Source organism: Pullulanibacillus pueri, assembly GCF_014639255.1.
Classification (GTDB): Bacteria; Bacillota; Bacilli; order Bacillales; family Sporolactobacillaceae; genus Pullulanibacillus; species Pullulanibacillus pueri.
In genome coordinates, this window is the sequence record NZ_BMFV01000001.1 from 85,563 (window position 1) to 110,154 (window position 24,592).

A 24,592-nucleotide genomic window follows, 5' to 3' on the forward strand; every position below is an offset into this window, starting at 1 on the left:
TGATCCATATACTTATACGATAAAGAAGCAAAAAGAAATAAAGACGAGGAGGAAATATGAAGCAAATAAGGATAGGAACGCTTGTTAGTGGAATGGATGCCGTTCGTTTATTACCACAGATTATTCCCCATGGTTTTGAATCTTTTAGCTTAACTTTTTGGCAATCAACACATCAAATGGACTTATCAGAATTAGCGAAAGAAGTAAAGGAAATTATAGCCGATCAGGATATTGTCATTTCAAGCTTATCGATCTTCGGGAATGCTTTAACAGGAGAAGGAGACAATAGCGACACTCTAGCAAGTTGGGAGAGATTAATAGATCACGCGCATGAATTTGGGACAGATTTGGTTACTGGATTTACTGGGAGAATGCCGGGAGCCATTGACCAGTCCATGCACCAATTTACTAAAGTTTTTGGTGAGCTGACAAAGCGTGCCGAAAATGCAGGTGTTAAGTTGGCCTTTGAAAATTGTGATATGGGTGGAACATGGGCAGAAGGAGATTGGAATATTGCTCATAACCCGACGGCGTGGGAGATGATGTTTCATGCCGTTCCTGCTGAGAATATGGGGCTGCAATGGGAGCCCTGTCATCAAATGGTAAGTTTAATTGATCCGATTCCGCAGTTAAGACGGTGGTTGGAGAAAGGCAAGATTTTTAATGTCCATGGCAAGGATGCCACCATTGCTTGGGATATTGTGAGGGAATTCGGCATTCATGGGCCGAAACCATTTGTTTGGCACCGTACACCAGGGTTTGGTGATTCAAATTGGACGGATATCATTTCAATATTAAGACAAGGGCGCTATGAAGGTAGCATTGATATTGAAGGTTTTCATGACCCCGTTTATAGAGAAGATTGGGAAATGACGGGTCAGGTTCATGGATTAAATTATTTAAAACAATGTCGTGGCGGAGATTTTATAACGAATCCGAAATAGGTTAAATTAAGCGTTTACTGGTGAGGTGATAAAAGTGAAAGAACATAAAGTTGTGGTAGCTGGCTGTGGCGGAATGTCAAATGAGTGGCTTGATTATGCTGCCAAGAGGGACAATGTTGAAATAGTAGGGCTTGTAGATATTTTTGAGGAAAGTGCTCAATCAATGGCTAAAAAGAGAGGTCTTGATGTTCCTACATTTACGGACCTATCAGTGGCCATCGAGGAAACGGGCGCCAATTTGGTCTTTGATGTGACCATTCCATCGAGCCACAAACAAATTGTGACGACAGCATTAAAAGCAGGATGCAATGTGTTTGGAGAAAAACCAATGGCAGAATCGATGAAAGACGCAAGAGAAATCATCAAACTCACGGAGCAAACGGGAAAGCGTTATAGCGTCATGCAAAATAGACGTTATTTAAAGCAAATTAGAGCTCTTCATGATGTCTTGAAAACAGGGGCCATTGGAACGATTGGATCAATCCATGCTAACTTTTTCTTAGGGCCACATTTTGGGGGATTTCGTGAAGAAATGGACAATGTGCTCATCTTAGATATGGCGATTCATACTTTTGATCAGGCCAGATTTATAACAGGAGCTGATCCGGTATCTGTATATTGTCATGAATATAATCCACCAGGATCATGGTATAAAGGGAATGCTTCGGCGATATGTATTTTTGAAATGAATGATGGTTCTGTTTTCAGCTATAATGGTTCATGGTGTGCACAAGGTTTGGGTACCTCATGGGAATCAGAATGGCGTGTGACTGGCAGCGAGGGTTCGGCAAAATGGGACGGCTTCCATACCCCTATTGTTGAAGTGGTCGATGAGGAACAGTCATCATCATTCATACATGCCTTTAAAGCATTAGACGTCCCTGAACGTTGGGAGGGGCAGAGTGGTCATTTTGGATGCCTCGATGAAATGTTTGATGCACTAGAACATGGGCGACGTGCAGAAACGGATTGCACCGACAATATTAAAAGCATTGCCATGGTTTTAGGGGCAGTCGAGAGTGCAAGAACCCATAAAAAAGTCTTTTTATAGATATGAAGGTCTCCTGTTTTTAACTATGGATAAAACCCAACTATCCAAATTCTATTTAAATGAACTGCCCCCCAAAGTTATTGTGAAAATGCAACTTCTGGGGGGCTAATTAGTGATTAAAATTGAATTAAAAACTTACAATGAGCATTGCCTTCGGTCTTACAGCAAGTTCTTTTGACTTTATCCGTTTCTAGGACGTTTTTAAACATATCTGTTTCACAATGACAGGCCACTTTGAATTCTTTGGCTACGGCGAGGATCGGGCAGTTGTATTCTGTGATTTCATAGGTGGTATCATCTATTTGAGACACGTCGGCCATATAGCCTTTTTCATTTTGTATGTTGACCATTTCATTTATTTTTTCTTCATTGGATTTATACTCCATGCGAACGAGAGAGCTTTGTGTTTGCCGTGCTTCTCGCTTTTTAAACAAATAATAAATGGCGTCTTCTCCATGTAAATCCTTAATATCCTTTAGGAATTCAACGCTCATGCCTTCATAATTTTTAGGGAAAAGGCGTTCACCTTTTTCGGAAAGTGAAAAGGTTTGGAGCGGTCTTCCCATCGATTGCTTCACTTCTCTTGATTGAATGAGGCCATCTCTTTCTAACATATTAAGATGTTTTCTTACGGCCATATGGGTAATGTTCAATAAATTGGTGAGGTCGTTGACAGTTAATGTCACTTCTTTTTTTAATAACTCAAGGATTTTATCCTTTGTCGTTCCACTAGCCATCAGCAGTCACCCCCGTTCTTTACTCTTTAATAATCTATTATATTATAAAGCTGCTGATTTTAAAAAGATAAGGGTTGAGAGGGAATATATTTTATTGTCGAAGCATAATGCTTGCTTTCAATTTATATGCTTATTATACTTTTTAGTATAGAAAGTAAAAATGCTTTTAGGAGGATGAAGAAGATGACTTACATATTACCAACTTTAAATTATGCATTTGATGCCTTGGAGCCTCATATTGATCAAAAAACGATGGAGATCCATTACGGCAAACACCATCAAACTTACGTCACTAAACTGAATGCCGCTCTTGAAGGTCACCCAGAATTACAGGAGAAATCCTTAGAGGTGTTACTAGCTAATTTGGATGCTGTGCCTGAAGACGTACGGACAGCGGTTCGAAATAATGGTGGCGGACATCTTAATCATAGCTTATTCTGGGAAGTCATTGATCCATCTTCGAGAAATGCTTTGTCAGGAAAGTTAGCGGAAGCAATCAATAAAGCTTTTGGTAGCTTCGATCAGTTCAAAGAGACATTTTCTGAAGCTGCAGCGGCTCGTTTTGGTTCAGGTTGGGCTTGGTTGGTTGTGAATAATAGCGGTGAGCTTGAAGTTATCAGTACAGCTAATCAAGACAATCCGATTATGGAAGAAAAGACAGCGATTCTTGGTTTAGATGTATGGGAACATGCTTACTATTTAAACTATCAAAATCGCCGTCCTGAATATATCGCAAGTTTCTTTAATATCATCAACTGGGATGTTGTATCAGAAAAGTATTTACAAGCCATCAGTAAATAATTATTATATGTAATAGACAAGGTGCCTTTAAAAAGGTGCCTTCTTCTTTGATTTAGGGGGTTGTGTAGAGGTGGCCTTTGTTATAACATCGCGTTGTGCCGGTGAGATGTGGGCAGAATGCGTCGAGGTATGTCCTGTCAATTGCATACAAGAGGGCGGGAACATGTACTTCATTGACCCTGAAGTCTGTATTGACTGTGGTGCTTGCGAGGTTGCTTGTCCGGCTGAAGCCATTTATGCAATGGACGAGGTGCCCATAGAGGAGCAGGAATTTATTAAGCTGAACAAAGAATTCTTTTCTTTTTAAAAGGTGCTAAAACGATGAAAGTGATTGACATAGCCTATGAGCCCCCAAGGAGTCTTGAACCGCTCGTCTTATGTATCGGAAAATTTGATGGTGTTCATATTGGTCATCAAAAATTACTCAGAAGAGCAGAACAAGCATTAATGGAAGGATATCAACTCGCGGTAATGAGTTTCTCTCCACATCCAGCTTGGGCTTTAACTGGAAATGAGAAGTATAAAAGAGCATTGACGCCAATCAATGAGAAACTGCGGTTACTTAAGAAGTATGGTGTTTCACGTTTTTATCGCGTTCATTTTACAAAAGAATATGCTAAAACAGATGTAGATACTTTTGTTTTTGAACATTTAACTCGCTTGAATTTAAAAAGAATTGTTGTCGGTGAAGGCTTTAATTTTGGGAAACCTTATGAGTCTGGAACAGAGGTTTTACAAGCTCTTTGCCGTCAGATTAATGTTCCAGTTACTGTAGTTCCAGTTCTAAGTGAAGAGGGCTTGAAAATTAGTAGCACAGATATTCGCCATTATGTATCGGATGGCCAATTTGAGAAGGCAAAGGTCTTACTCGGTCGTGACTATTATATCTCAGGTAAGGTAAAATTAAAGGGACCGAATCATTTTGAGCTTTGTTTACCGAAAGAACATCCTGATGGTGTTGATGGTTACGTATTACCAGTAGAGGGTGCTTATGAAATGATGGTCCAGGGTGATCTTGATGGCCCCATTTTAATGGCAAAAGGTTTTCGTTCGCTTCATGATGAAGATCGCTACCATCTCGTACTATCAAATGAGCAACACTCAATAGAAGCTTTAAATAATCGCGACATTCGAGCGACCTTTGTTCGTAGAATTGAGTGAAATGATGTTATTATAGGGTGAGAATAATGGGAATTGTGATAGTTGAGGTCTGCGATGCAAGCCTTATTAATACTTTAAATATAGAAGAAGTATTGGAAGCGGAATATCCAGAGGTCGCCGTCATTAAGAGTGATTGTTTATCCTTCTGTGGTATTTGTAAGCTGAAACCCTATGCCATGGTCAATAATAAACGAGTCTTTGCTAAAACGCCTGAGGAATGTTTAAATAAAATTAAAGCTAAAATAGATGAAGAGCTCGCGTTTTATTCCTGAGTCAAAGCTTTCATTTTAGGAGGTTACTATGTCTAAAGATATTTTTGATAAGAAAAATAAGGAACAGTTTACCATTCTAAGCGGTGATTCAACGGGTGGAGACGGTAGCTTTGGTGTAGGAACAATCAACTTGGACAATGTGACGCCGGTTATTATTGATCCGCAGACAGATAATGTCTATATCGACATGCAAGCGATGCATGGCCGTAGTAAAGTGGAAAAAAGGGTACGCTTTAAGCCAAGTAAAGAAGGCTTAGAGGATGCTAACTTGTATTGGATTGTTTGGGTCGTCGTTGACCGAGACAAAACGGGTCCGATGATTAGTGGAATTGCAGCCTGCGAGATCCTGGTGTCAACAGAGGAAAGGCGGATAAGACCAGGTTACAAATCAATGCCCGAGCACGTGAATCATCTAGACAAAGCTTTGAAAGGTAACATTATTGTGGAGCAAATGGATGATCACTCCAAACAATTACTAAAAGCATTCTTAGAGACTGAACATGGTGATCTATGGAAGAATACCCGTGAAGAATTACGTCAAGCATTGGATATATAGCAAAAACATTTTCGACCACTAGCAAAGGTGGTCGTTTTTTGTTCCTATTACATGTGTTAGTGGCGTCTTATGTGCGTGGTCAGCGCTCTTTTAATCGTTTTACCCTTGATTCGTGCACGATTTGTGAATAGCGGCTGTCTTTAGTGCGGGTGGCGGTCTCATGTGTGATTCCACGGCCTCTTATGTGCGAGCGCAACACTTTTTTTATTCCTCCCAACTGTTTTTGGTGAGCAGGCCGCTTCTGTTGATCTCGCCATTAAAGATGGGCGACAACCGTAGTGGGTTAGTGCGGAAGCCCAAACATAGGCTGTACTTAGCAAAGGAGTGATGTGCAAGCTAAGTTTTCTAAAGATACAAAAGTGATTTAGGCACCTTATATGACATTTGTCATGTGCCTTCCCTGACGTTTATGTCTATTATTGGTCATGCCATTTGTTTAAGCTAAATACAAGAAGCAATGGTCTATCCAATAAGGAGGAAGACGCATGAGTAAGCAAAAAATAACCCAATTGAAAAAAAGTGTAGCGCCTTACGCAAAATCAGAGACTAAAAAAAGCATTATACAAATGATAAACACGCTTATTCCATTTTTCGGACTTTGGTTTTTAGCCTATGAAAGTTTAAGCATATCTGTTTGGTTAACGATTCCATTAGCCATCTTGGCAGCAGGATTCGTCATTCGTATTTTCATCATCTTTCATGATTGTGCCCACCTCGCCTTTTTTAAAAATAAAAGAGCCAATCGTATTGTCGGAACGATAACTGGAATTATCACGATGTTTCCCTATGAGCAATGGAAAAGAGAGCACTCCATCCATCACGCGACAAGCAGTAATTTAGATAAACGTGGAGTGGGGGATGTTTGGGTCATGACAGTGGATGAATACGTTGAAGCTTCCTTTTGGGGAAGGCTGCAATATCGATTGTATCGTCATCCGATCGTTCTCTTTGGATTGGGTCCACTCTTTCTTTTTCTTATCAAAAGTCGTTTTAACCAAAAAGGTGTTAAAAAGAAAGAGCGTTGGAATACTTATATTATCAATATCTCTATTCTTGTTATTTATGCCCTTTTAATTGCGATGATTGGTTGGCAAGCCTTCTTGATTATTCAACTTCCGATCCTTATGATTGCTGGTTCCTTTGGGATTTGGCTGTTTTATGTTCAGCATCAATTTGAAGATTCCTACTTTGAAAGCGAAGAAGAGTGGGATTTTGTAAAAGCAGCTGTTGAAGGGAGTTCTTTTTATAAGCTGCCTAAGGTATTGCAGTGGATTTCAGGTAATATTGGTTACCACCACGTCCATCACTTAATTCCTAGGGTCCCTAACTACAATCTTGAAGTGGCTCATAACTCGACACCTGAATTGCAATATGTCACGACGATTACATTGTCTACAAGTCTGCAATCGATACACTTTCGTCTTTACGATGAGGCCAACAAGACATTCGTCACTTTTAAGGAAATTAAGCCTCTTTTAGATCAGAAAAAGAAATCAACGCAGAGGGTGAACAAAACTCCGAGTGTACAAGAAAAATAAGGTTATGGGCAAGAATTCGATCGTGTATCGGACTCTTGTCTTTAATTTTGCCGTCATTCGTTTGTTCTAATAGAGATTAGGCAAGTTTGACAGTGAAAGAGAGCATATTATTCTTGCAGGCGCTATTTCATTTAGCGTATAAAGGAGGCCGTTATGCGGAACTGGTTTCATGTGATTCCCAAGAATACAGGACTCAGCACCTTTGTTTGGATTATCTTTTGTATTCTCCCTTTCTATGTAATTATGCGGTCTTCATCGCTGATGGATATTTGTTTTGGAATTGTCATGATTATTTTATTTTTTGTGGCGTATCGCTTATCCTTTAATTCCAAAACTGGATTTGTTTATCTATGGGTCAGTATAGAAATGGCGATTAGTATATTTACGACCTTGTTTTTTGGTTATGTCTATTTTGCACTCTTTTTAGCTTACTTTATTGGAAATATAAAAAATAGAGGCGGGTTTTTGACGCTCTATATCACCCATCTTGTGACAACCATTGCGGCCATTACCACTGGTTTTTTTATAGAAACGACGCTGTTTACTTCACAATTACCTTTCGTGATTATCAGTGTTATTGGCGTGATTCTTTTACCCTTCAACATGTACAATCGTAATAAGCGTGAGATTCTTGAAGACCAACTAGAAAATGCCAATAAAAAGATATCTGAATTGGTTGTTTTAGAGGAGCGGCAGCGGATTGCTCGCGACCTGCATGATACTTTAGGGCAGAAGCTCTCTCTTATTCGTTTAAAAAGTGATTTAGCAGGGCGATTAATCGATGTCAAGCCAGAGGATGCTAAGATTGAGATTATTGATATTAATCAAACGGCACGGACAGCTTTACAAGAAGTGCGGGAAATGGTGTCAGATATGAAAGGCGTCAAGTTAGAGAATGAGGTCGTTCATATTGGACAAATATTGGAAGCGGCCCAGATTGATTTTATTTTAGAAGGTAGTCCCCGTCTTGAAAATACCCCACTTCTCATTGAAAATGTGTTGTGTATGTGTTTAAAGGAAGCAGTGACCAATGTCGTGAAACACAGTGAAGCTTCTGTATGCCGTGTCAAAATTAAGCAAGAGAGTAATGAAGTTTTGATTGAAGTCGTTGATAATGGCTTTGGATTTAGAAATAGGGGAGAGGCTCATCATGGGAATGGGCTCAATGGGATGAGGGAACGCCTTGAGTTTGTCAATGGGAGTTTAGATATCTTTTCAACAGAGTCCGAAGAAGGGGCTCGGGTTATATTTAAGGTCCCTCATATTATTAGAGAGACGGCGAAACAGGAGGAGTAACTATGATTCGTATTGTCATTGCTGAAGATCAACGCCTGTTACTAGGTGCACTCGGATCACTTCTAGATTTGGAAGAAGATATGGACGTGGTGGGTAAAGCAAGGGATGGGGAGGAAGCACTTCGTCTAGTCAAACACTATCAACCTGATATCTGTATTATGGATATTGAAATGCCTGTCAAAAGTGGACTTGAGGCTGCTGAAGCTTTAAAGGATGATCCCTGTAAAATCATCATCCTCACCACATTTGCTCGTCCGGGTTACTTTCAGCGTGCCCGTCAGGCAGGGGTAAGTGGTTACTTATTAAAGGACAGTCCAAGCGAAGAACTTGCAAGTTCTATTCGATTGATTACTGAAGGAAGACGCGTATACGCCCCAGAGCTTGTGGATATGGCTTTTGCGAATGAGAGTCAAAGTCCTTTAACCAAACGCGAGGAAGAAGTGATCAAGTTAATGGCTGATGGCAAAAACACAAAAGAAATTGCAGGTGAACTTTTTATCACGAATGGGACAGTACGCAATTATATTTCTGTCATTCTTGATAAACTCAATGTGAGTAATAGAATTGAGGCGGTCTCTCGTTTTAGGGAAAAGGGTTGGTTTAAATAGGGAAGCTATATAAGAAGTTTAAGATGGAACCCTGATGGGAGACGTTTTCTTTAAACAAAGGAAAAGCTCATTCATGGTTCCGTTTTCTTTCTTATCATGACGCCCTTTTAGATGGGGTTTAATTGAACGATAAAAAGGGTAAATATCCATGTCTGAACTTTAAGAACATTATGTTGATTACTAGATTAAGAACATTGTTCTGACGCGGTTTAACATTTTTATGATATAATGCTATTGGTGAAAATCTAGTCTTTTTTAAGGAAAGCGGTCACTATTCATCACAGCTGAATAAGGAGTTGGAATGTGCCTTTTCCTTTGAAACATTTTGAAATTTATATTCAAAAAGGTCATCTCAAGAAATGTCAAAGGCTCTGTTCTTCTAATCCATTGTGGATGACATCAAGTGAGTGACTACAAGAAAGGAAGAACCTAAGATGAATAAAATGCGAAGAGATATTGGAACTTTTGCTTTAATGATGACAGGCATCGGTTCAATTATTGGATCGGGATGGCTTTTTGGTGCTTGGAAGGCCGCTAAGATTGCTGGACCTTCAGCGATATTATCGTGGGCTATCGGAACGATCATTATTTTAATCATAGGGCTTACATTTACCGAACTTGGCTCCATGTTTCCCGAAGCAGGCGGTATGGTCCGATATGGACATTACACACATGGTTCTCTCGTTGGTTTCCTAGCTGGTTGGGCTAACTGGATTGCAATTGTCTCTGTTATTCCTGTTGAAGCTGAAGCATCTGCGCAATACATGAGCTCATGGCGTTTTGATTGGGCCCATCAATTATATGATGGAAAGGAATTAACAACACCGGGACTATGGATTGCCGCGGCTCTAGTGGTTGTTTACTTTATACTGAACTATTTCACTGTGAAACTCTTTGCAAGGGTTAATACTGCTATTACTATCTTTAAGTTTATTATCCCCGCTCTTGCCATTATTGGTTTAATCATTGCTTCTTTTCATGGCAGTCATTTTACAAGTCACGAAACGGGGGGCTTTATGCCTTATGGTTGGTCGGGTGTATTTACGGCAATTGCGACGTCTGGCATTGTTTTTGCTTTTAATGGATTCCAAAGTCCTATTAATATGGCAGGCGAGGCACGTGATCCTAAGCGATCGATTCCTATTGCAGTCATTGGCTCTATTTTAATTGCTGGAGTCATCTATGTTCTTTTACAAATCACTTTCATCGGTTCTGTCAAACCCGAGATGATTGCACATGGGTGGAACCATATTAATCTTAATTCTCCGTTTGCTGATTTGGCCATTGCTTGGGGGTTAAACTGGTTGGTTCTTTTATTGTTTGCAGATGCCTTTGTTTCACCCTCTGGAACAGGAATGACCTATACGGCGACAACGGCACGGATGATTTATGGCATGGAACAGAATGGCTATTTCCCTAAAGTATTTGGGAGGGTTCACCCTAAATTGGGGATTCCCCGTCCAGCCATGTGGCTAAATCTAGTGGTTTCGTTTATTTTCTTGTACTTATTTAGAGGCTGGGGTTCGTTATCCGATGTGATCTCAGTCGCGACGGTTATTTCCTATTTGATTGGGCCAATTTCTGTTGTCGTGTTGCGTAATATTGGGAATGACCTCCAGCGCCCACTTCGACTAAAAGGGATTAAAATATTGGCTCCAATCGCCTTTATCGTGGGTTCCTTGATGCTTTACTGGTCGAGGTGGCCGCTGACAGGGGAAATCACTATCGTCATGCTGATTGGTTTACCTATTTATTTCTATTATCAATTCAAAAATAAGTTCAGAGGATTTTCTACACACTTAAAAGCGGGCTTATGGATGATTATTTATTTACTATGGATGGTTGTTCTTTCCCTTATTGGAAGTTCAGACTTTGGTGGATTGAATATTATCCCAACCGGCTGGGATACAGTAGCCGTTGTCATCTCTGCATTGATTTTCTATTTATGGGGAGTCAAGAGTGGTTGGAAGACACCAGAAATTGAAGGAAAAGAAAGAGAAGACCACCAACAAGAAGAGCGCTAAGAGCCTCCTTGGATGAACAGTACCTCTCATTGATCGTTGGATTGATGGGAGGTCGTTTTATTGTTTGGCTCTTTTTTATCAAAACACATGTGTTCCTGATTTATGACAGCGTTAGAATTGACTCATGAAAGCAGCTGTGGTCTAATAAAATAGAATATATAATTAATTTAATTAATAAAGATTAGACTAAAATGTAATCGGTTGCAACAGTGCTTATTTATTGAGAATTTAAGAAGGGGGAGAGAGACAATGAGTAAACGACCTGATTGGGAAAATTTGAATGTTTTGGAGCGCCATCGCTTAAAAGAACATGCTTATTTTTTTTCATATGCCTCTATTGAACAAGCGTTAACTTATCAGAGGGGTTTGTCACGTGGGTTTCAATTGTTAAATGGGGTATGGAAGTTTTTTTATGCTGAAACACCTTATGAAGTCCCTGAAGGTTTTCAGTCAACGACCTATAATGCGAATGAGTGGGACGACCTGATTGTACCTTCAAGCTGGCAGCTCCACGGATATGGAAAACCTCATTATACGAATGTGCAATATCCTTTTCCAGTAGATCCACCTTATATTCCGACAGAGAATCCGACGGGCTGTTATATTCGCTCGTTTTACTTGTCAGAGGATGTGTTAAAACAGACAATTATTTTGCGATTTGAAGGGGTGGATAGTGCCTTTCACCTTTGGATAAATGGGGAAGAGGTTGGCTATAGTCAAGGTAGTCGAATTGCTAGTGAATTTGACATCTCCAACTATGTATTAGCCGGGGAAAATAAAATCGCTGTCCAAGTCTATCAATGGTCAGATGGTAGTTACATAGAGGATCAAGATATGTGGTGGCTAAGCGGTATTTTTAGAGATGTCTATTTAGTGACCAAGCCAAAAGCCCATTTTCATGATGTGTTTATTCATACTGATTTGGATGACCACTATCAAAATGGGACGTTGCGTATTGAGGCCGACCTTGTTAATCAGACAGATGAGTATGGCGCATTAAAGATTGAAGCTCAACTCTATGATCGCAAGCAGTGTTTAGTGGTAGAGAGTGGTGAACTGTCGATGACTCTATCGACTTCAAACATGCATCATACTCTTGAAATGCCTGTCGATACCCCAGAAAAGTGGTCTGCGGAGCATCCTTATCTCTACGATTTACTCCTTTTATTGAAAGATAGTGATGGAAAGATTCTCGAGGTGATTCCTCAAAAGGTTGGGTTTCGTTCAGTGGAATTAAAGGACGGAGTGATTCTTGTCAATGGCGTTGAGATCATGTTCAAAGGTGTGAATCGTCATGATCATCATCCTGTTTATGGGAAGGCTGTCCCCCTCGATTGGATGATAGAAGACGTAAAACTAATGAAACAACACAATATTAATGCTGTACGTACCTCCCACTATCCTAATGACCCGCGTTTCTATGAACTCTGTGATGAATTTGGATTATATGTTATTGATGAGGCCGATCTTGAGTGTCATGGCTTTGAAATTGCAGGGAATGGTGATCAGATAAGTGACGATCCAAAATGGGAAGCGGCCTACTTGGATCGTATGAAACGGATGGTTGAAAGGGATAAGAACCATCCAGCGATCATCATGTGGTCATTAGGGAATGAATCAGGCTATGGGTGTAACCATGTCGCCATGGCGAACTGGGCAAAGGATCGGGATCCGGGTCGTTTGATTCATTACGAAGGGGAATCAAGGAAGCTTATGAGTATCGAAGGGCATCAAAATGAGCCGCCGAGAGATCCTGTATCCTCTGATGTTCATACAACGATGTATACAGCTGTTGACATTATGGATCAACTCGGGAAGCGAGAAGATCTTCGTAAGCCACACATTCTCTGTGAATACGCTCATGCCATGGGAAATGGACCAGGGGGCCTTAAGGAGTATTGGGAAACCTTTTATAAGCACCGCCGTTTACAGGGAGGGTTTGTTTGGGAATGGTTGGATCATGGCATTCGCCAAGAAACCGAAGATGGAGAAGTGTATTATGCTTACGGTGGTGATTTTGGCGAACAGCCACACGATTCGAACTTTGTTATTGATGGTTTAGTCCGACCTGATCATACTCCATCACCCGGATTAATAGAGTATAAGAAAGTGATTCAGCCTGTGCAGGTGACATCCAAGGATTTAAGGGAAGGAAAACTCCTCCTGAAAAATCTTTATGATTTTATCACCCTGGATCATCTTCAGCTTTCTTGGGCAATTGAAGCAGATGGTGTGGTCCTTGAACAAGGGACTTGTGGCATTCCAATTCTTCGACCCCATGAAACAGCAGCTATACAGATCCCGTTTACAACAGGAGAAAAGCAAGTCAAACCGAATACCGAGTACTTACTCAATATCGCTTTTCGGTTAGCTTACGATACTAACTGGGCACAAGCAGGGTATGAAATAGCTTGGGAACAATTTAAATTGCCGATGGGGAAAACTGAAGAGAACCCTGTTTCGGTTCCTGATGGTGGCTCTCTTGAAATTATAGAAACGATGAGTAGCTTCAACTTTAAAGGCCATGCATTTGAATGTACCTTCAGTAAAATATATGGGGTCTTAGAAGACTGGCGTTACCAAGGGGTGAGTCTCTTAGATAAGGGACCAAGACTTAACTTGTGGCGGGCGCCGATTGATAATGACTTTTGGTCACAATCCGACTGGATGGATACGGCAACGTTTGCGGATTGGACAACACACGGACTGCGGGATATGAGGCATCATGTGTATTCTGTAGAACTGGAAAAGCATGAGGGGTATGCTCTCATTAAGGTCAATACACGTGTGGCGCCTCCACGCTTGGCTTGGGGGATGAATACAGAGTACATTTATACGATTTATGCTCATGGTGCTATTCTTTTGGAAGTGAATGGGCGGCCTGAAGGCAAAGCGCCAAAGACTTTACCCCGTATTGGTGTGCAATTGACGCTCCCGAAAGATTTGGCGAATGTGAAATGGTATGGAAAAGGACCCGGAGAGGCTTATGCGGATAGTCAGCAAGCCAATCGTTATGGGGTTTGGACAAAAAGGGTTGAAGATTTATTTACACCTTATGTATTGCCACAAGAAAATGGTTTGCGTTACGATGTGAAGTGGTCTGCACTCACCAACGATAAGGGCATTGGCCTTTCTCTAATTGGCACACCAAACTACCACTTTACTGCACATTATTACACCACCGCGGATATTGAAAAAGCAAAGCATACGTATGAATTAGAAGAGCGGGACGCGATTACCTTTAGTTTAGATCACAAGCATCATGGTCTTGGCTCTGCGAGTTGCGGTCCTGATGTGTTAGAACCTTATCGCCTTTATACTGAGGCTTTTACTTTTAAGGTGTTATTCCAACCTTTTTCAACCAATGAAATTCAAGCCGAACAGCTTGGAAAACTGACTTTTTAAGAGCTGTTTAAAATTTCAATACTCTTAATCTAGCTTGTCGAGAACTCTCTCGGCAGGCTTCTTTGCTTTTAGACTTTGAGGTTCTATTGAATATGTTGGAGTGTCTAACAACTTGTTTAAATAACACTGTTTACACCTCTTTAATAGTTCTCAAATAATGCGAAGGGTTCTAGTCGATAGATGTTGTTTAGGCATGTGCTTTAAAGTTGAAGGAAATTGCGACGTCAATTCGATCGGCTTTGACAGCTCATACCTTATTATATTTGGTGTTTAACAACCGCTTCGGCAGAATACTTCGCTTTCCGTGGGCACGGCCTCAGCTAACTTTGGAGTCAGTTTTTTGGTGCTCCAAAGTGGATCTTCGGACGCGTGTTGTTCCCACTGGAGTCCGCGTATTCTGCCTACGCTAGGTAAGATGATCTGATTTACTTGCAACTAGAGTTAATATTAGCTTAAAAAAAGCAAAGATGCCCAATCTTTTCATCAATAAGCATCGACAGCATGGAAGTGGATTGGAGTGAAAGGCGCTTTGGCTCCTTCGGGAACGGGGCCAGCGTGACTTCACGAATACACTTCGAGTTGTTCCGAGAAAGCTGACTGCGAAGCGGTACGAGTAGACGCAGGAACAGGAGATTTTTATTCATAAATACTTGGGAACCAAATCATCCATTCCCAAGTTAGCTGAGGCCACTAAGGACGATCGGTTAAAAGCGTCACGTCATTAAGGAACTTCGACTAAAACCGTCACATCCGTGTGACAACGTCAAAGCTAGCACCTCAATACCACCCCAAAAAGTAAAGAACACTTTTCGGGGACCCCGATGGTGCGTCGAACACCGATCCTACCCACATCAAAAAATCGTAAGAACACGATTTTTCTGCGAGGACTAATCTCTTAGTCGCTTTCCTTAGTCCTGTGGGCATGAGGAAAGCGAGCGACCTAGAGCGGAAATCTACACGATTAACCCTTCATTACTCTTCTTGAAGATACGTCGCAATCTATATGAATCATGTATCTAATCATGCCTTTTATGTTTTTGAGTCATGTCATTTACGATTGGAATTTTATTGATAATGACAATTTGTTACTTTAACATTTGATTTCAAAGCGAAATTTTAAAGTAATTGATTCATAGAAAGGGGGCTTTGAAGCTCGTTTGCCTATTCCATCTGAAAACGGACATTATACTTCTCCTAGATGTCCTTTATTCCTATGGAAATGAGAGCCCCATTTGAAACTTTTTCTATTTTTTGTCGTATACAACATAAGTAGGAAGGAGAATGGAAATGAAAAAAGCTTTGGGAAGTCTTATCTTTTTCCTTGGTGTCTTTTTCCTGCTTGCAGGATGCGGAGACAAGACGTTTACTATTAACCAAGTAGAGATTAAGACCGATATTTTAGCAGATGGCTCTATGACAGTGAAGGAACTCTATAACTACCATTTTCAGGGATCATTTAAAGGAACCACCCGTAGTATTCATGATGCGAAGGTTGAAAATTTTAAGGCTTATCTCATTCCTTCAAATACAAAAGATAAATTTAGCACAAAGAATGCTATTCCGTTAAAAACAACGAAAGATAAGGACGATGATGATAATACTATCTATAAAACGTATACCCAGTCGCAGAACGAAAGTAAGCAGGTGCTTTACACTTATACAGTAAAAAATGTTGTCAAGAAGTATAGGGATGCAGCATTCATCAATTACTCCTTTTACGATAGTGAGAATGAAAGTGATTTACATAATGTGACGATTCATTATCAGTTTGCTCAGGCCTTAAATGAGCGGGATCATGCTTATCTTCATGACTATACAGGGAAGGCTGAGCTTCAAAAGGCAAAGAAAGGCTTTGACTATCACATTGATACTCTCCCCGCTGGAAGTTCAACGGAAGTTCATTTCTTGCTCGAGCCTTCAGCGTTCTCAGAAAAAGCAACAGATGCACCTGAAAACAAATATGAAGCCTTACAACAAAAGGAGGATAAGCTTCATGAGCGGCTCATTCACCGCTCCGAACGGCTTGAAGGGATTAAACAGCCATTACTGGTGCTGTCGGGGGTTGTGCTTGTTTTAGTCTTTATGGCGTTGATCATAAAGATACAGAGAAGAATGAGTCGAAGAGAGGAGATCGTTGAAATGGAGATAGGGGAGCTTGATCCCTTATATGTTCATTTTTTGGATCAACGATTAGCGTTTTCTCATGGCGCTTTAACCGCGGGATTATTATCTTTGGTTCGAAGACGAGTGGTGCGGCTTGAGAAGGCGACAATTCATGAAAAATACATAAAGGATGAAGACTTTCCAAATGAAACCTTACGTTTCACTCTTTTAGTGGATAAAAAGTCTTTATCTGAAGCCGATCGCTTTCTTGTAAGCTGGTTATTCACTGAAAGGTATGAAGGAAAACCTAGTTTTACTTTAGATAGTATTTATGGACCAACAGAAAAAGAAAAAGAGAAATCTGAGAAGGCTTTTAAGAAAAAGGCAGAGCGTTTTCAAGAAAAGTTTTCAGAATGGCAGGATTTACTCTTAGATATGCCTGCTTTTTCACGAGAGCGTTTCAAGACGTCTGTGCGTGCTTTCCCTATCATAGCCTTGCTTCTGACAGTGGTATTTGCCGGCGTTGTTAACCTTTTATTCTTTATTGATGGCATGGCAATTGGGGTGATCGTTGCGGTTAATATTTGTCTTGCTATTCTGCTGCTCGCTAGCTTTATTGTCTATTTAATGGTCCATCATATAAAGATCGTTTTCTATGGCTATTTTTTCGTGGGCTTGATCAGTCTGTTGTTTTTACATACTGGAGCCCCTATAGCCTTAAGTCTTTTAGCCGGTTTGGCTATTGTTTGTTTATTTGTAATAATCCCGAGTGAAAGATGGCTTGAGGAAAAATTAAATGAACGGCGGTTATTAAAAGCTTGGAAACGCAGTGTGAAGGCCGAGCGCCTCTCTGTTAACTTTCTGGATCAGGAGCGTTTAGAGGATCTATTATATATAGCCATTGTTTTAGGGATCAGCGAGGACTTTATGGCTACTTATCAAAAAGATGATCGCTATCAGACGCTCGAAAAGACCTCCCCTTTATTGCAAAATCCTGATCTTATGACTTCAGGCATGGATCCGAGCTTGTTTCTTCTGATGTTTGCAACAAGTTCGAGCGCCACCTCGACGACCAGTTCTACGCCGACTTCAACAGGCGGTGGGGGAGCAGGGGCTTTTTAAAAATGAGATATGACTAAACTCTAAAAAGGCTTTATAGGTGTCTTCCTATAAAGCCTTTTGCATGTAGGTGACGACTTCCGTGTCAATTGATATATTTCCCTTGTCATCGAGGCATTCCCAACTGATTGAAAAGGAGCCATGTTCCCAGGCCTTATAATTTAATTTTTCATAAAGGCTTCTCGCTTTGAAGTTCTCTAAGCCGACTTCCAAGCCAATATGGTTGCAACCTTTTTGTTTTGCTAAACGTTCGCATTCGTGGATGATCGCTGTGGCTACTCCTTTTCCTTGATACTTTTCTATTATTAAACCAGCTTCAAGATAAGCGGATTGTGCGATGTTGAGGCGTTGAGTGACAGCCTCATCCTCTGGTCCTGACCATCTTAACAAGAAATGACCTACGGGAACTTCATGATGCCAAGCAATTAAGTAAAGGCCTTTCCCATTTGATTGGACGTCGAATCTGTTATATTGAAACATCGGATTATCCGGAGAAAATTGTTTGACAAGCAGTTCGAGTTGATCAGCTTCTGCAGGTTTTATACTCACGTCTAATTTTTCTTTGTTCATTTTGATCTTACCTCCCGTCTTTTTCAAAAGATCCGAAATTATAAAGTGCTGGTCATCAGGACGGTGTGGATTTCCGCTACAGAACGCTCGCTTTCCTCATGCCCACAGGAAGTGGGTAGGATCGGTGTTGTCACAGGACGTGACGATTTTAGTCGATTGTCCTTAGTGGCCTCAGCTAATTTTGTAATGGTTAATCTGTGTGTTCCAAAATGGATCTTCGGACACGTGCTGTTCCCGAAGGACTCTAGTTTAGGCATCCGTGAGTCAGCGGCGCTGAGGAACACACTCTGTATAAGTGTTCCGAATCTCGCGTCTTCCGCTCCAATTCACTTGATACTGAAGAAGCATTTTAATGAAAAAACATTTTAAATTCCAACTGAATGTGGATCGGGCATGTTTTTCGCTCGGTTTTTCTCATAAAAGTTCTTTAATCGTTAGTTCTTGTCCTTCAATTTTTTCAATGGTGATCGTCTTAGCGCCATGGTTTTGTGCAAAAGTATTGAGGGCGTGTACTAAGTGTTTCCTCAAGGTATTCGTGATCTTTATGTGTGGCTCAATTTGTAACAAACGCACGGTGAATTGTTGATTTTGCTTGGATAATGTGGCATCGATTCTCCCGATAAACTTGTCTTTCCATAAGATTGGCATCGCATATGGCCCATAGCGGCGCTTAGCACGCGGTGTATAAATCTCCCACTTATAATCAAAAGCAAAAAAATCTTGGATGCGCTCTCGACTCCATAATAAGTTGTCGAGTGGAGGTAAAAAGGCGATGGGATGAGAGAAATACTTTTTAGGTGTCGTTTCGAAGGCATTGAGCTCTTCAAGATCTTCAGTCCTAATATAATACTGCCTTTTGATACCTTCTATTTCTAACGTCTGGATCTTGTCTTGGTGTTGTAGGTCATCTAATAGGGTCTGGCGTTCAGCAGCTTTTAAATTCAACCAACCAAATCGTGAGGTGTGCCCAGAAAAAATACGATAAGCCCTTATATATTTTTCAATGAGGACCTGCTGCGCTTCTGACAAGGATATTTCTGTTGCTTGGTCTAGTATATCTTTAGGAATACAATGTTCGGTGAGATCGAAAAAACGTTCAGAGCCTTCACGCTTAGCCACTTGGATCACACCACTATCAAAGAGCAGGTTGAGCGCATGGGAGGTTTCCTTTGTTTTCGGATGGGTATTATCCCAATACCCATGGACCTTGTTTGCTGACTTGAAGGCTCTGGAAGGGAGTGGTCCTTCTGCCGCCAAGCACGTTAAAATCTCTTGAGAGACTGATTGTAAGGTTTTAAGAGAAGGCGCTATTTGCGCTTGTAATCTTTCACGAATAGGCTTGAAGATGGGGAAGTCCTCCATCGGAATCACGCACATGGCATTGGCGAAGTACTCAAATGTTTTTTTCTGCCTCAGTAAAGTGTTGAGAAAGTCCGGTTTGTATTGCTGCAAGCGAGCATCAAGGACAAGATGTTGATTCTTAGTGACAGAAGCAACGGAATCAATCTGGATACATTCTAACTGCTTGAGCATGTCCAAGGTGCGCTCTTGGGTTCCTTGTCTAGAAGAATAAGGCAAAAAGAGATGTTGACGGTGAAGTAAAAATTGTCGAACTGCCTTACGAGAGATTTTATAGGGTGGCTTCATTTTTGCCTCCTTTGTTATAACGTCAGATCATTGAGTTAGTGACACTGAGGAACACACCTAATATAAGTATTTCAATGGTGCTGAAGTGGCTTTTAGCATTAAAAACTTTTTCAGTGTGCTTTAATAAAGACCAGGCTTTACCACATTTTCTTTGGCATTTCTCTTTAAGGTTTATTATATCTTTACTTCTGAATATTTAGTAGACTGTATTTAAGGATTAAGGCTAGATAAAGAATGGGGAGCAGGAAAAGATGGAGGGGAGGGGTGTAAGAGTGACGTATTCGTAAATATGGTTCATCAAGGTGTTTAGTGATTTTCTGAGAGTATTTATTGAAGGAATGTCAGGATGAATAAGGGACAAAGAGGAGATCAATCAATGAAAATGGGGTGTTTGTAAGTTGAAAAGACCAAATATTTTGCTTATAACGACTGACCAGCAACATTGGAATACGATTGGTGCATTTAATGAAGATATTAAAACACCGAATCTCGATCGACTTGTAAATGAAGGAACAACATTTCAGAGAGCTTATTGCCCAAATCCAACGTGTACACCTTCACGCTCTTCGATTATTACAGGCTGTTATCCCAGTCAGCATGGCGCCTACAGCATTGGCACTAAGCTATTGGAGGATCGCCATACAGTGGGGGAGGATTTTATAGCAGCAGGTTATCGTACAGCCTTAATTGGAAAGGCACATTTTCAGCCCCTCGCTTCAACAGAAGAGTATCCTTCCCTAGAGGCCTATCCTATACTTCAAGATTTAGACTATTGGAGGCGGTTCCATGGTCCCTTTTATGGCTTTGAACATATTGAATTAGCACGGAATCACACTAATGAGGCCCATGTTGGTCAACATTATGCCTTATGGATGGAGGAAAATGGACTCGAAAATTGGCGCGATTATTTTTTACCTCCAACGGGTACAATGGATTCCTCTATGAAGTACAAATGGCCACTTCCTGAAAAATATCATTACAATACGTGGATTGCTGAACGGACCAATGCAAGACTTAAGCATTATCAAAAGCATGGTGACTCTTTTTTTCTATGGGCAAGTTTTTTTGATCCCCACCCGTCTTACTTAGTGCCCGAGCCTTGGGATAAACTTTATAATCCCAGTGATCTTAGCGTTCCTAAGCTTGTCCCTGGTGAACATGAACATAACCCTCCGCATTTTCAATTGACCCAAGAACACGCTCCTGATTTTTCAAACTATCAGGAAACGGCATTTGGAAGCATTGGCTACCACTCTCATGCCAACGTGTCCGATGATGAAGCCAGAAAAAATATGGCGGTTTATTATGGGATGATCAGTATGCTAGATAAATATGTGGGGAAAATTCTAGATCAATTAGATGAACTAGGGTTGTCCGAGGATACCATCGTTGTTTTTACTACGGATCATGGCCACTTATTTGGTCAGCATGGTCTCCATGATAAAGGCGGCTTCCATTATGAAGATTTAATCCGGTTGCCTTTTATTACCCGCTATCCAGGGCGCATACCAAGTGGAAAGACCTCACAAGCCTTTCAGTCTCTCGTTGATCTTGCCCCTACCCTTTTAAGCTTTGCGAGTATTGAAGTACCAAGGTCAATGACAGGGATTGACCAAAAAGACGTATGGTTAGGGGAGAAAAGAGCAGTGAGAGACCATGCGATATGTGAATTCCGTACGCAGCCTACAAGAGTTCATCAAAAGACTTATGTGGATAAACGTTATAAAATCACAGTCTACTTTAATCAAACATATGGTGAGCTCTTCGATTTACAAAATGATCCCGATGAAATTCATAATTTATGGAATGATCCGCATGCAGCATCCTTAAAATCTGAACTTTTATTAAAGTATATCTGGGCCGAGCTGGGTAAAGAACCATTTCCTATGCCAAGAACTTCAGGTGCGTAATCATTGGTCCTTTCAAAAAGTGTTGCCAATTTCAAAAGAGCAAGTCTAAGTCACAAAATCAGGCTTTGGCTTTAGAAAGGTGCACGAATCAGGGGATGGTCTAGCGTAGATCGGATTTATTATTTTAGGATATTTATGCTATTGGAATTGTTTAAATAGGAGCTGAAGTGATATGGCGAAATTAAGTTATAGAGGCAATCAATTCATTTATGATGAAAAACCAATTCAAATAATATCAGGGGCCATCCATTATTTTCGAGTGGTGCCTGAATATTGGGAGGATCGGTTGCTGAAGTTGAAAGCGTGTGGGTTTAACACAGTCGAAACTTATGTTCCATGGAATGTTCATGAGCCTAACCCTGATGAGTTCAACTTTGAAGGCATGGCGGATGTTGTCCAATTTATTGAAACGGCGGCAAGCCTCGATCTCCATGTCATTGTGAGACCCAGCCCATACATCTGTGCAGAATGGGAGTTTGGGGGGCTTCCTGCTTGGTTACTTGCCGATGATACCATGCGCATTCGCTCATCGGATAAACGTTTTTTAAAAAGGGTTGATCGCTATTACGATGTTTTAATGGAAAAGTTAGGACCCTTACTTAGTACAAATGGAGGTCCTATTATTGCCATGCAAATTGAGAATGAGTATGGTAGCTATGGGAATGACCTTGATTATTTAACGTATTTAAAAGAGGCGATGATCAAAAGAGGGATTGATGTTCTTTTATTCACATCGGATGGACCGACTGATTTTATGCTCCAAGGAGGAACTGTTCCCGGTATTCTGGCGACAGTTAATTTTGGCTCAAGGGCAACTGAAGCCTTTGACAAATTAGAGGAGTATCGTCCTGGTTCACCAAAAGTCTGTATGGAATTTTGGAATGGATGGTTTGACCATTGGGGCGAGAAACACCATACTCGAGAACCGCATGATGCAGCTAAAACTTTTGACGAGATGATGCAAGCGGGTGCTTCTGTCAATTTTTATATGTTTCATGGGGGGACGAATTTTGGATTCTACAGTGGAGCTAATATGAGTGAGCACTACGAACCGACAATCACAAGCTATGATTATGATTCGTTATTAAGTGAGGCAGGAGATGTAACGCCGAAGTTTCATGCTGTCCGAAAGGTCCTCGCAAGCTATCAAAAAATTGGTGAGCTTAAACTTCCTGATCCCATTCCCAAAAGGGCTTATGGCGCTGTTAAACTGACTGAAAATGCTCAGTTATTTGCGTCCTTGGAGCAGTTAAGTCAAGCCGTAGAGCGTACCCATCCCGAACCGATGGAAAAATTGGGGCAAAATTACGGATTTATTCTTTATCGAACGAAAGTTAGTGGCCCTAAAACTTCTATGACGCTTAATATTCGGGAAGTTCATGATCGATCACTGATATTCTTAGATGGCAGCTATCAAGGCGTTATTGAACGTGGCAAACCCTCTACTGTTGTTTTAGACATTCCAGAAGAAGGTGGACAGCTTGATGTTTTAGTTGAAAATATGGGACGGATCAATTATGGCCCGCAATTACGTGATCGCAAAGGGGTAACAGAGGGGATTCAACTCGGGCAACAGTTTTTATACAATTGGACCATATATGCCTTACCCTTAGAGGATGTATCGCCTTTGGTCTTTGAACAGATAAAAGATAATATGATGGAGGGACCAGGCTTTTTTAAAGGGACTTTTAATATTGATGACATTGGAGACACCTTTTTAGAACTTGAAGGTTGGACAAAAGGGGTCGCTTTTATCAATGGCTTTAATCTCGGCCGCTATTGGGAGATTGGGCCACAAAAAACGTTATATGTTCCTGGGCCCTTATTAAAAAAAGGTGAGAATGATCTTGTCATCTTTGAATTACATGGCACGGAGGAACCTGTCGTACGTTTTCGCGATTCGGCTGTGTTGGGATAAGACTATGAATCTAAGAATATAAGGAGAGATAACAATGAAAGTTCATTTTCTGGGAACAGCAGCGGCTGAAGGTGTTCCCAACCCTTTTTGTCACTGCGAGGTTTGTGAAAAAACAAGACATCTTGGCGGCCGTAACATTCGTTCAAGGACTTCAGTATTGATCGATGAAACTTTAAAAGTAGATTATCCTCCGGATTCGTTTTACCATGCTCTTCGCGACCGAATCGATTTGTCTAAAGTCGAGGATTTACTTATCACGCACACACATTGTGATCATTATAATCCTGCTGATTTGGAAATGCGTATTGAAGGGTTTGCTCACGGGATCGATAAACCGCTACATATTTATGGAAACGATCTAGCGATTCAGGGCTGTAGGCTAGCGTTACCAACGTTACAAGAGGGCAAACGGTTTGCCTATCACCGCGTCCTTCCATTCAAGGAAGTACAGACACAGACAGCTAAAATTACACCCTTACTTGCTGACCATGATCCAATGGAAACTTGCTTGCTATACTATATTGAAAAGGATGGCAAAACTATCCTATATGGAAATGACACGGGCTGGTTTCCTGACGAGACATGGGAATGGTTGAAAACCAAACCACTTGATCTTGCCATCCTAGATTGTACCGGCGGCTATAATTCGAATAAACGAAGTCGAAATCACATGTGTATTGAAACCGTTTTAGAAGTCCAAAGTGCCTTTGAAAGGACTGGAATTTTGAAAGCTAGGGGTCAAATTATTGCCACACATTTTACGCATAACGCCGAGCTTGTTCATGATGACTTCGTCGAAGCCTTTAAGCCCTACGATATCCAGGTCGCTTATGATGGGATGACAGTTTATCTATAAAATATAGGGCGCGTTTGATCACCTCTTCCTATGAAATCTTTGGCCAATGGGCGTCAGGTACGATGTACGTTAGATT

The 24,592-nt window shown here is 40.9% G+C and carries 19 protein-coding genes; 16 read left to right on the plus strand and 3 right to left on the minus strand.

Annotated elements, in window-relative coordinates; genetic code table 11:
- Positions 1-56 precede the first annotated feature (56 nt).
- The gene (locus IEV91_RS00350; protein ID WP_188494929.1) at positions 57-944 is read left to right on the plus strand and encodes a sugar phosphate isomerase/epimerase family protein; all 888 of its coding nucleotides are present in this window, start codon (positions 57-59) and stop codon (positions 942-944) included.
- Positions 945-978: 34 nt separating this feature from the next.
- A complete protein-coding gene (locus tag IEV91_RS00355) occupies positions 979-1,995 on the plus strand; it encodes a Gfo/Idh/MocA family protein (RefSeq protein WP_188494931.1) in 1,017 nt (338 codons plus the stop codon).
- A 116-nt stretch (positions 1,996-2,111) separates the two neighbouring features.
- Here the strand turns inward: IEV91_RS00355 and IEV91_RS00360 are convergent, their stop codons facing one another.
- Entirely contained in the window at positions 2,112-2,732 is a 621-nt protein-coding gene (locus IEV91_RS00360; protein WP_188494934.1) for a helix-turn-helix transcriptional regulator, read from the minus strand.
- Between the two features lie 183 nt (positions 2,733-2,915).
- Here IEV91_RS00360 and IEV91_RS00365 point away from each other — a divergent pair, with 183 nt between their 5' ends.
- From IEV91_RS00365 to IEV91_RS00415, 11 genes are all read left to right on the plus strand, one after another.
- Positions 2,916-3,533: a superoxide dismutase gene (locus IEV91_RS00365; protein WP_188494936.1), complete on the plus strand. Its 618-nt coding sequence runs from the start codon at positions 2,916-2,918 to the stop codon at positions 3,531-3,533.
- Between the two features lie 70 nt (positions 3,534-3,603).
- Positions 3,604-3,840, plus strand: coding sequence for a 4Fe-4S dicluster domain-containing protein (locus tag IEV91_RS00370; RefSeq protein WP_188494938.1), 237 nt, complete (start codon positions 3,604-3,606; stop codon positions 3,838-3,840).
- Positions 3,841-3,854: 14 nt separating this feature from the next.
- Positions 3,855-4,694 carry an FAD synthetase family protein gene (locus tag IEV91_RS00375; protein WP_188494941.1) on the plus strand — a complete coding sequence of 280 codons (840 nt, stop codon included), beginning with the start codon at positions 3,855-3,857 and terminating at the stop codon, positions 4,692-4,694.
- 26 nt (positions 4,695-4,720) lie between these two features.
- The gene (locus IEV91_RS00380; protein ID WP_188494943.1) at positions 4,721-4,966 is read left to right on the plus strand and encodes a YuzB family protein; all 246 of its coding nucleotides are present in this window, start codon (positions 4,721-4,723) and stop codon (positions 4,964-4,966) included.
- A gap of 28 nt (positions 4,967-4,994) precedes the next feature.
- Entirely contained in the window at positions 4,995-5,522 is a 528-nt protein-coding gene (locus tag IEV91_RS00385) for a YwhD family protein (protein WP_188494945.1), read from the plus strand.
- A 485-nt stretch (positions 5,523-6,007) separates the two neighbouring features.
- Positions 6,008-7,060, plus strand: coding sequence for a Delta(5) desaturase DesA (gene desA / locus IEV91_RS00390; RefSeq protein ID WP_188494947.1), 1,053 nt, complete (start codon positions 6,008-6,010; stop codon positions 7,058-7,060).
- A 153-nt stretch (positions 7,061-7,213) separates the two neighbouring features.
- Complete coding sequence (locus tag IEV91_RS00395; protein WP_188494949.1) at positions 7,214-8,356, plus strand: sensor histidine kinase; 1,143 nt, start codon at positions 7,214-7,216, stop codon at positions 8,354-8,356.
- A 2-nt stretch (positions 8,357-8,358) separates the two neighbouring features.
- A complete protein-coding gene (locus IEV91_RS00400; protein ID WP_188494951.1) occupies positions 8,359-8,964 on the plus strand; it encodes a response regulator transcription factor in 606 nt (201 codons plus the stop codon).
- Positions 8,965-9,398: 434 nt separating this feature from the next.
- The gene (locus IEV91_RS00405; RefSeq protein WP_188494953.1) at positions 9,399-10,988 is read left to right on the plus strand and encodes an APC family permease; all 1,590 of its coding nucleotides are present in this window, start codon (positions 9,399-9,401) and stop codon (positions 10,986-10,988) included.
- 249 nt (positions 10,989-11,237) lie between these two features.
- Positions 11,238-14,393 (plus strand): beta-galactosidase subunit alpha, encoded by a 3,156-nt coding sequence (gene ebgA / locus IEV91_RS00410; protein ID WP_188494955.1) that lies wholly within the window; start codon positions 11,238-11,240, stop codon positions 14,391-14,393.
- 1,287 nt (positions 14,394-15,680) lie between these two features.
- Positions 15,681-17,618, plus strand: coding sequence for a DUF2207 domain-containing protein (locus IEV91_RS00415; RefSeq protein ID WP_188494957.1), 1,938 nt, complete (start codon positions 15,681-15,683; stop codon positions 17,616-17,618).
- 45 nt (positions 17,619-17,663) lie between these two features.
- Here the strand turns inward: IEV91_RS00415 and IEV91_RS00420 are convergent, their stop codons facing one another.
- Complete coding sequence (locus IEV91_RS00420) at positions 17,664-18,185, minus strand: GNAT family N-acetyltransferase (protein ID WP_188494959.1); 522 nt, start codon at positions 18,183-18,185, stop codon at positions 17,664-17,666.
- A gap of 414 nt (positions 18,186-18,599) precedes the next feature.
- Positions 18,600-19,832, minus strand: coding sequence for a winged helix-turn-helix domain-containing protein (locus IEV91_RS00425; protein ID WP_188494962.1), 1,233 nt, complete (start codon positions 19,830-19,832; stop codon positions 18,600-18,602).
- A 398-nt stretch (positions 19,833-20,230) separates the two neighbouring features.
- On the opposite strand from IEV91_RS00425, the gene IEV91_RS00430 reads away from it, so the two are divergent.
- The 3 genes from IEV91_RS00430 to IEV91_RS00440 all read left to right on the plus strand — a co-directional run bounded on the left by IEV91_RS00430 (position 20,231) and on the right by IEV91_RS00440 (position 24,516).
- On the plus strand, positions 20,231-21,742 hold the full coding sequence (locus tag IEV91_RS00430; protein ID WP_188494964.1) for a sulfatase family protein: 1,512 nt from the start codon (positions 20,231-20,233) through the stop codon (positions 21,740-21,742).
- Positions 21,743-21,914: 172 nt separating this feature from the next.
- Positions 21,915-23,660: a glycoside hydrolase family 35 protein gene (locus IEV91_RS00435; protein ID WP_188494966.1), complete on the plus strand. Its 1,746-nt coding sequence runs from the start codon at positions 21,915-21,917 to the stop codon at positions 23,658-23,660.
- 34 nt (positions 23,661-23,694) lie between these two features.
- Positions 23,695-24,516: an MBL fold metallo-hydrolase gene (locus tag IEV91_RS00440; RefSeq protein WP_188494968.1), complete on the plus strand. Its 822-nt coding sequence runs from the start codon at positions 23,695-23,697 to the stop codon at positions 24,514-24,516.
- Positions 24,517-24,592 lie beyond the last annotated feature (76 nt).

Excerpts from the sequence above, each read along its gene's own strand:
- IEV91_RS00350 (WP_188494929.1), top strand. The coding sequence starts at position 57 with ATGAAGCAAATAAGGATAGGAACGCTTGTTAGTGGAATGGATGCCGTT.
- IEV91_RS00360 (WP_188494934.1), bottom strand. The coding sequence starts at position 2,732 with ATGGCTAGTGGAACGACAAAGGATAAAATCCTTGAGTTATTAAAAAAA.
- IEV91_RS00365 (WP_188494936.1), top strand. The coding sequence starts at position 2,916 with ATGACTTACATATTACCAACTTTAAATTATGCATTTGATGCCTTGGAG.
- IEV91_RS00375 (WP_188494941.1), top strand. The coding sequence starts at position 3,855 with ATGAAAGTGATTGACATAGCCTATGAGCCCCCAAGGAGTCTTGAACCG.
- IEV91_RS00380 (WP_188494943.1), top strand. The coding sequence starts at position 4,721 with ATGGGAATTGTGATAGTTGAGGTCTGCGATGCAAGCCTTATTAATACT.
- IEV91_RS00385 (WP_188494945.1), top strand. The coding sequence starts at position 4,995 with ATGTCTAAAGATATTTTTGATAAGAAAAATAAGGAACAGTTTACCATT.
- desA (WP_188494947.1), top strand. The coding sequence starts at position 6,008 with ATGAGTAAGCAAAAAATAACCCAATTGAAAAAAAGTGTAGCGCCTTAC.
- IEV91_RS00395 (WP_188494949.1), top strand. The coding sequence starts at position 7,214 with ATGCGGAACTGGTTTCATGTGATTCCCAAGAATACAGGACTCAGCACC.
- IEV91_RS00400 (WP_188494951.1), top strand. The coding sequence starts at position 8,359 with ATGATTCGTATTGTCATTGCTGAAGATCAACGCCTGTTACTAGGTGCA.
- IEV91_RS00405 (WP_188494953.1), top strand. The coding sequence starts at position 9,399 with ATGAATAAAATGCGAAGAGATATTGGAACTTTTGCTTTAATGATGACA.
- ebgA (WP_188494955.1), top strand. The coding sequence starts at position 11,238 with ATGAGTAAACGACCTGATTGGGAAAATTTGAATGTTTTGGAGCGCCAT.
- IEV91_RS00415 (WP_188494957.1), top strand. The coding sequence starts at position 15,681 with ATGAAAAAAGCTTTGGGAAGTCTTATCTTTTTCCTTGGTGTCTTTTTC.
- IEV91_RS00420 (WP_188494959.1), bottom strand. The coding sequence starts at position 18,185 with ATGAACAAAGAAAAATTAGACGTGAGTATAAAACCTGCAGAAGCTGAT.
- IEV91_RS00425 (WP_188494962.1), bottom strand. The coding sequence starts at position 19,832 with ATGAAGCCACCCTATAAAATCTCTCGTAAGGCAGTTCGACAATTTTTA.
- IEV91_RS00435 (WP_188494966.1), top strand. The coding sequence starts at position 21,915 with ATGGCGAAATTAAGTTATAGAGGCAATCAATTCATTTATGATGAAAAA.
- IEV91_RS00440 (WP_188494968.1), top strand. The coding sequence starts at position 23,695 with ATGAAAGTTCATTTTCTGGGAACAGCAGCGGCTGAAGGTGTTCCCAAC.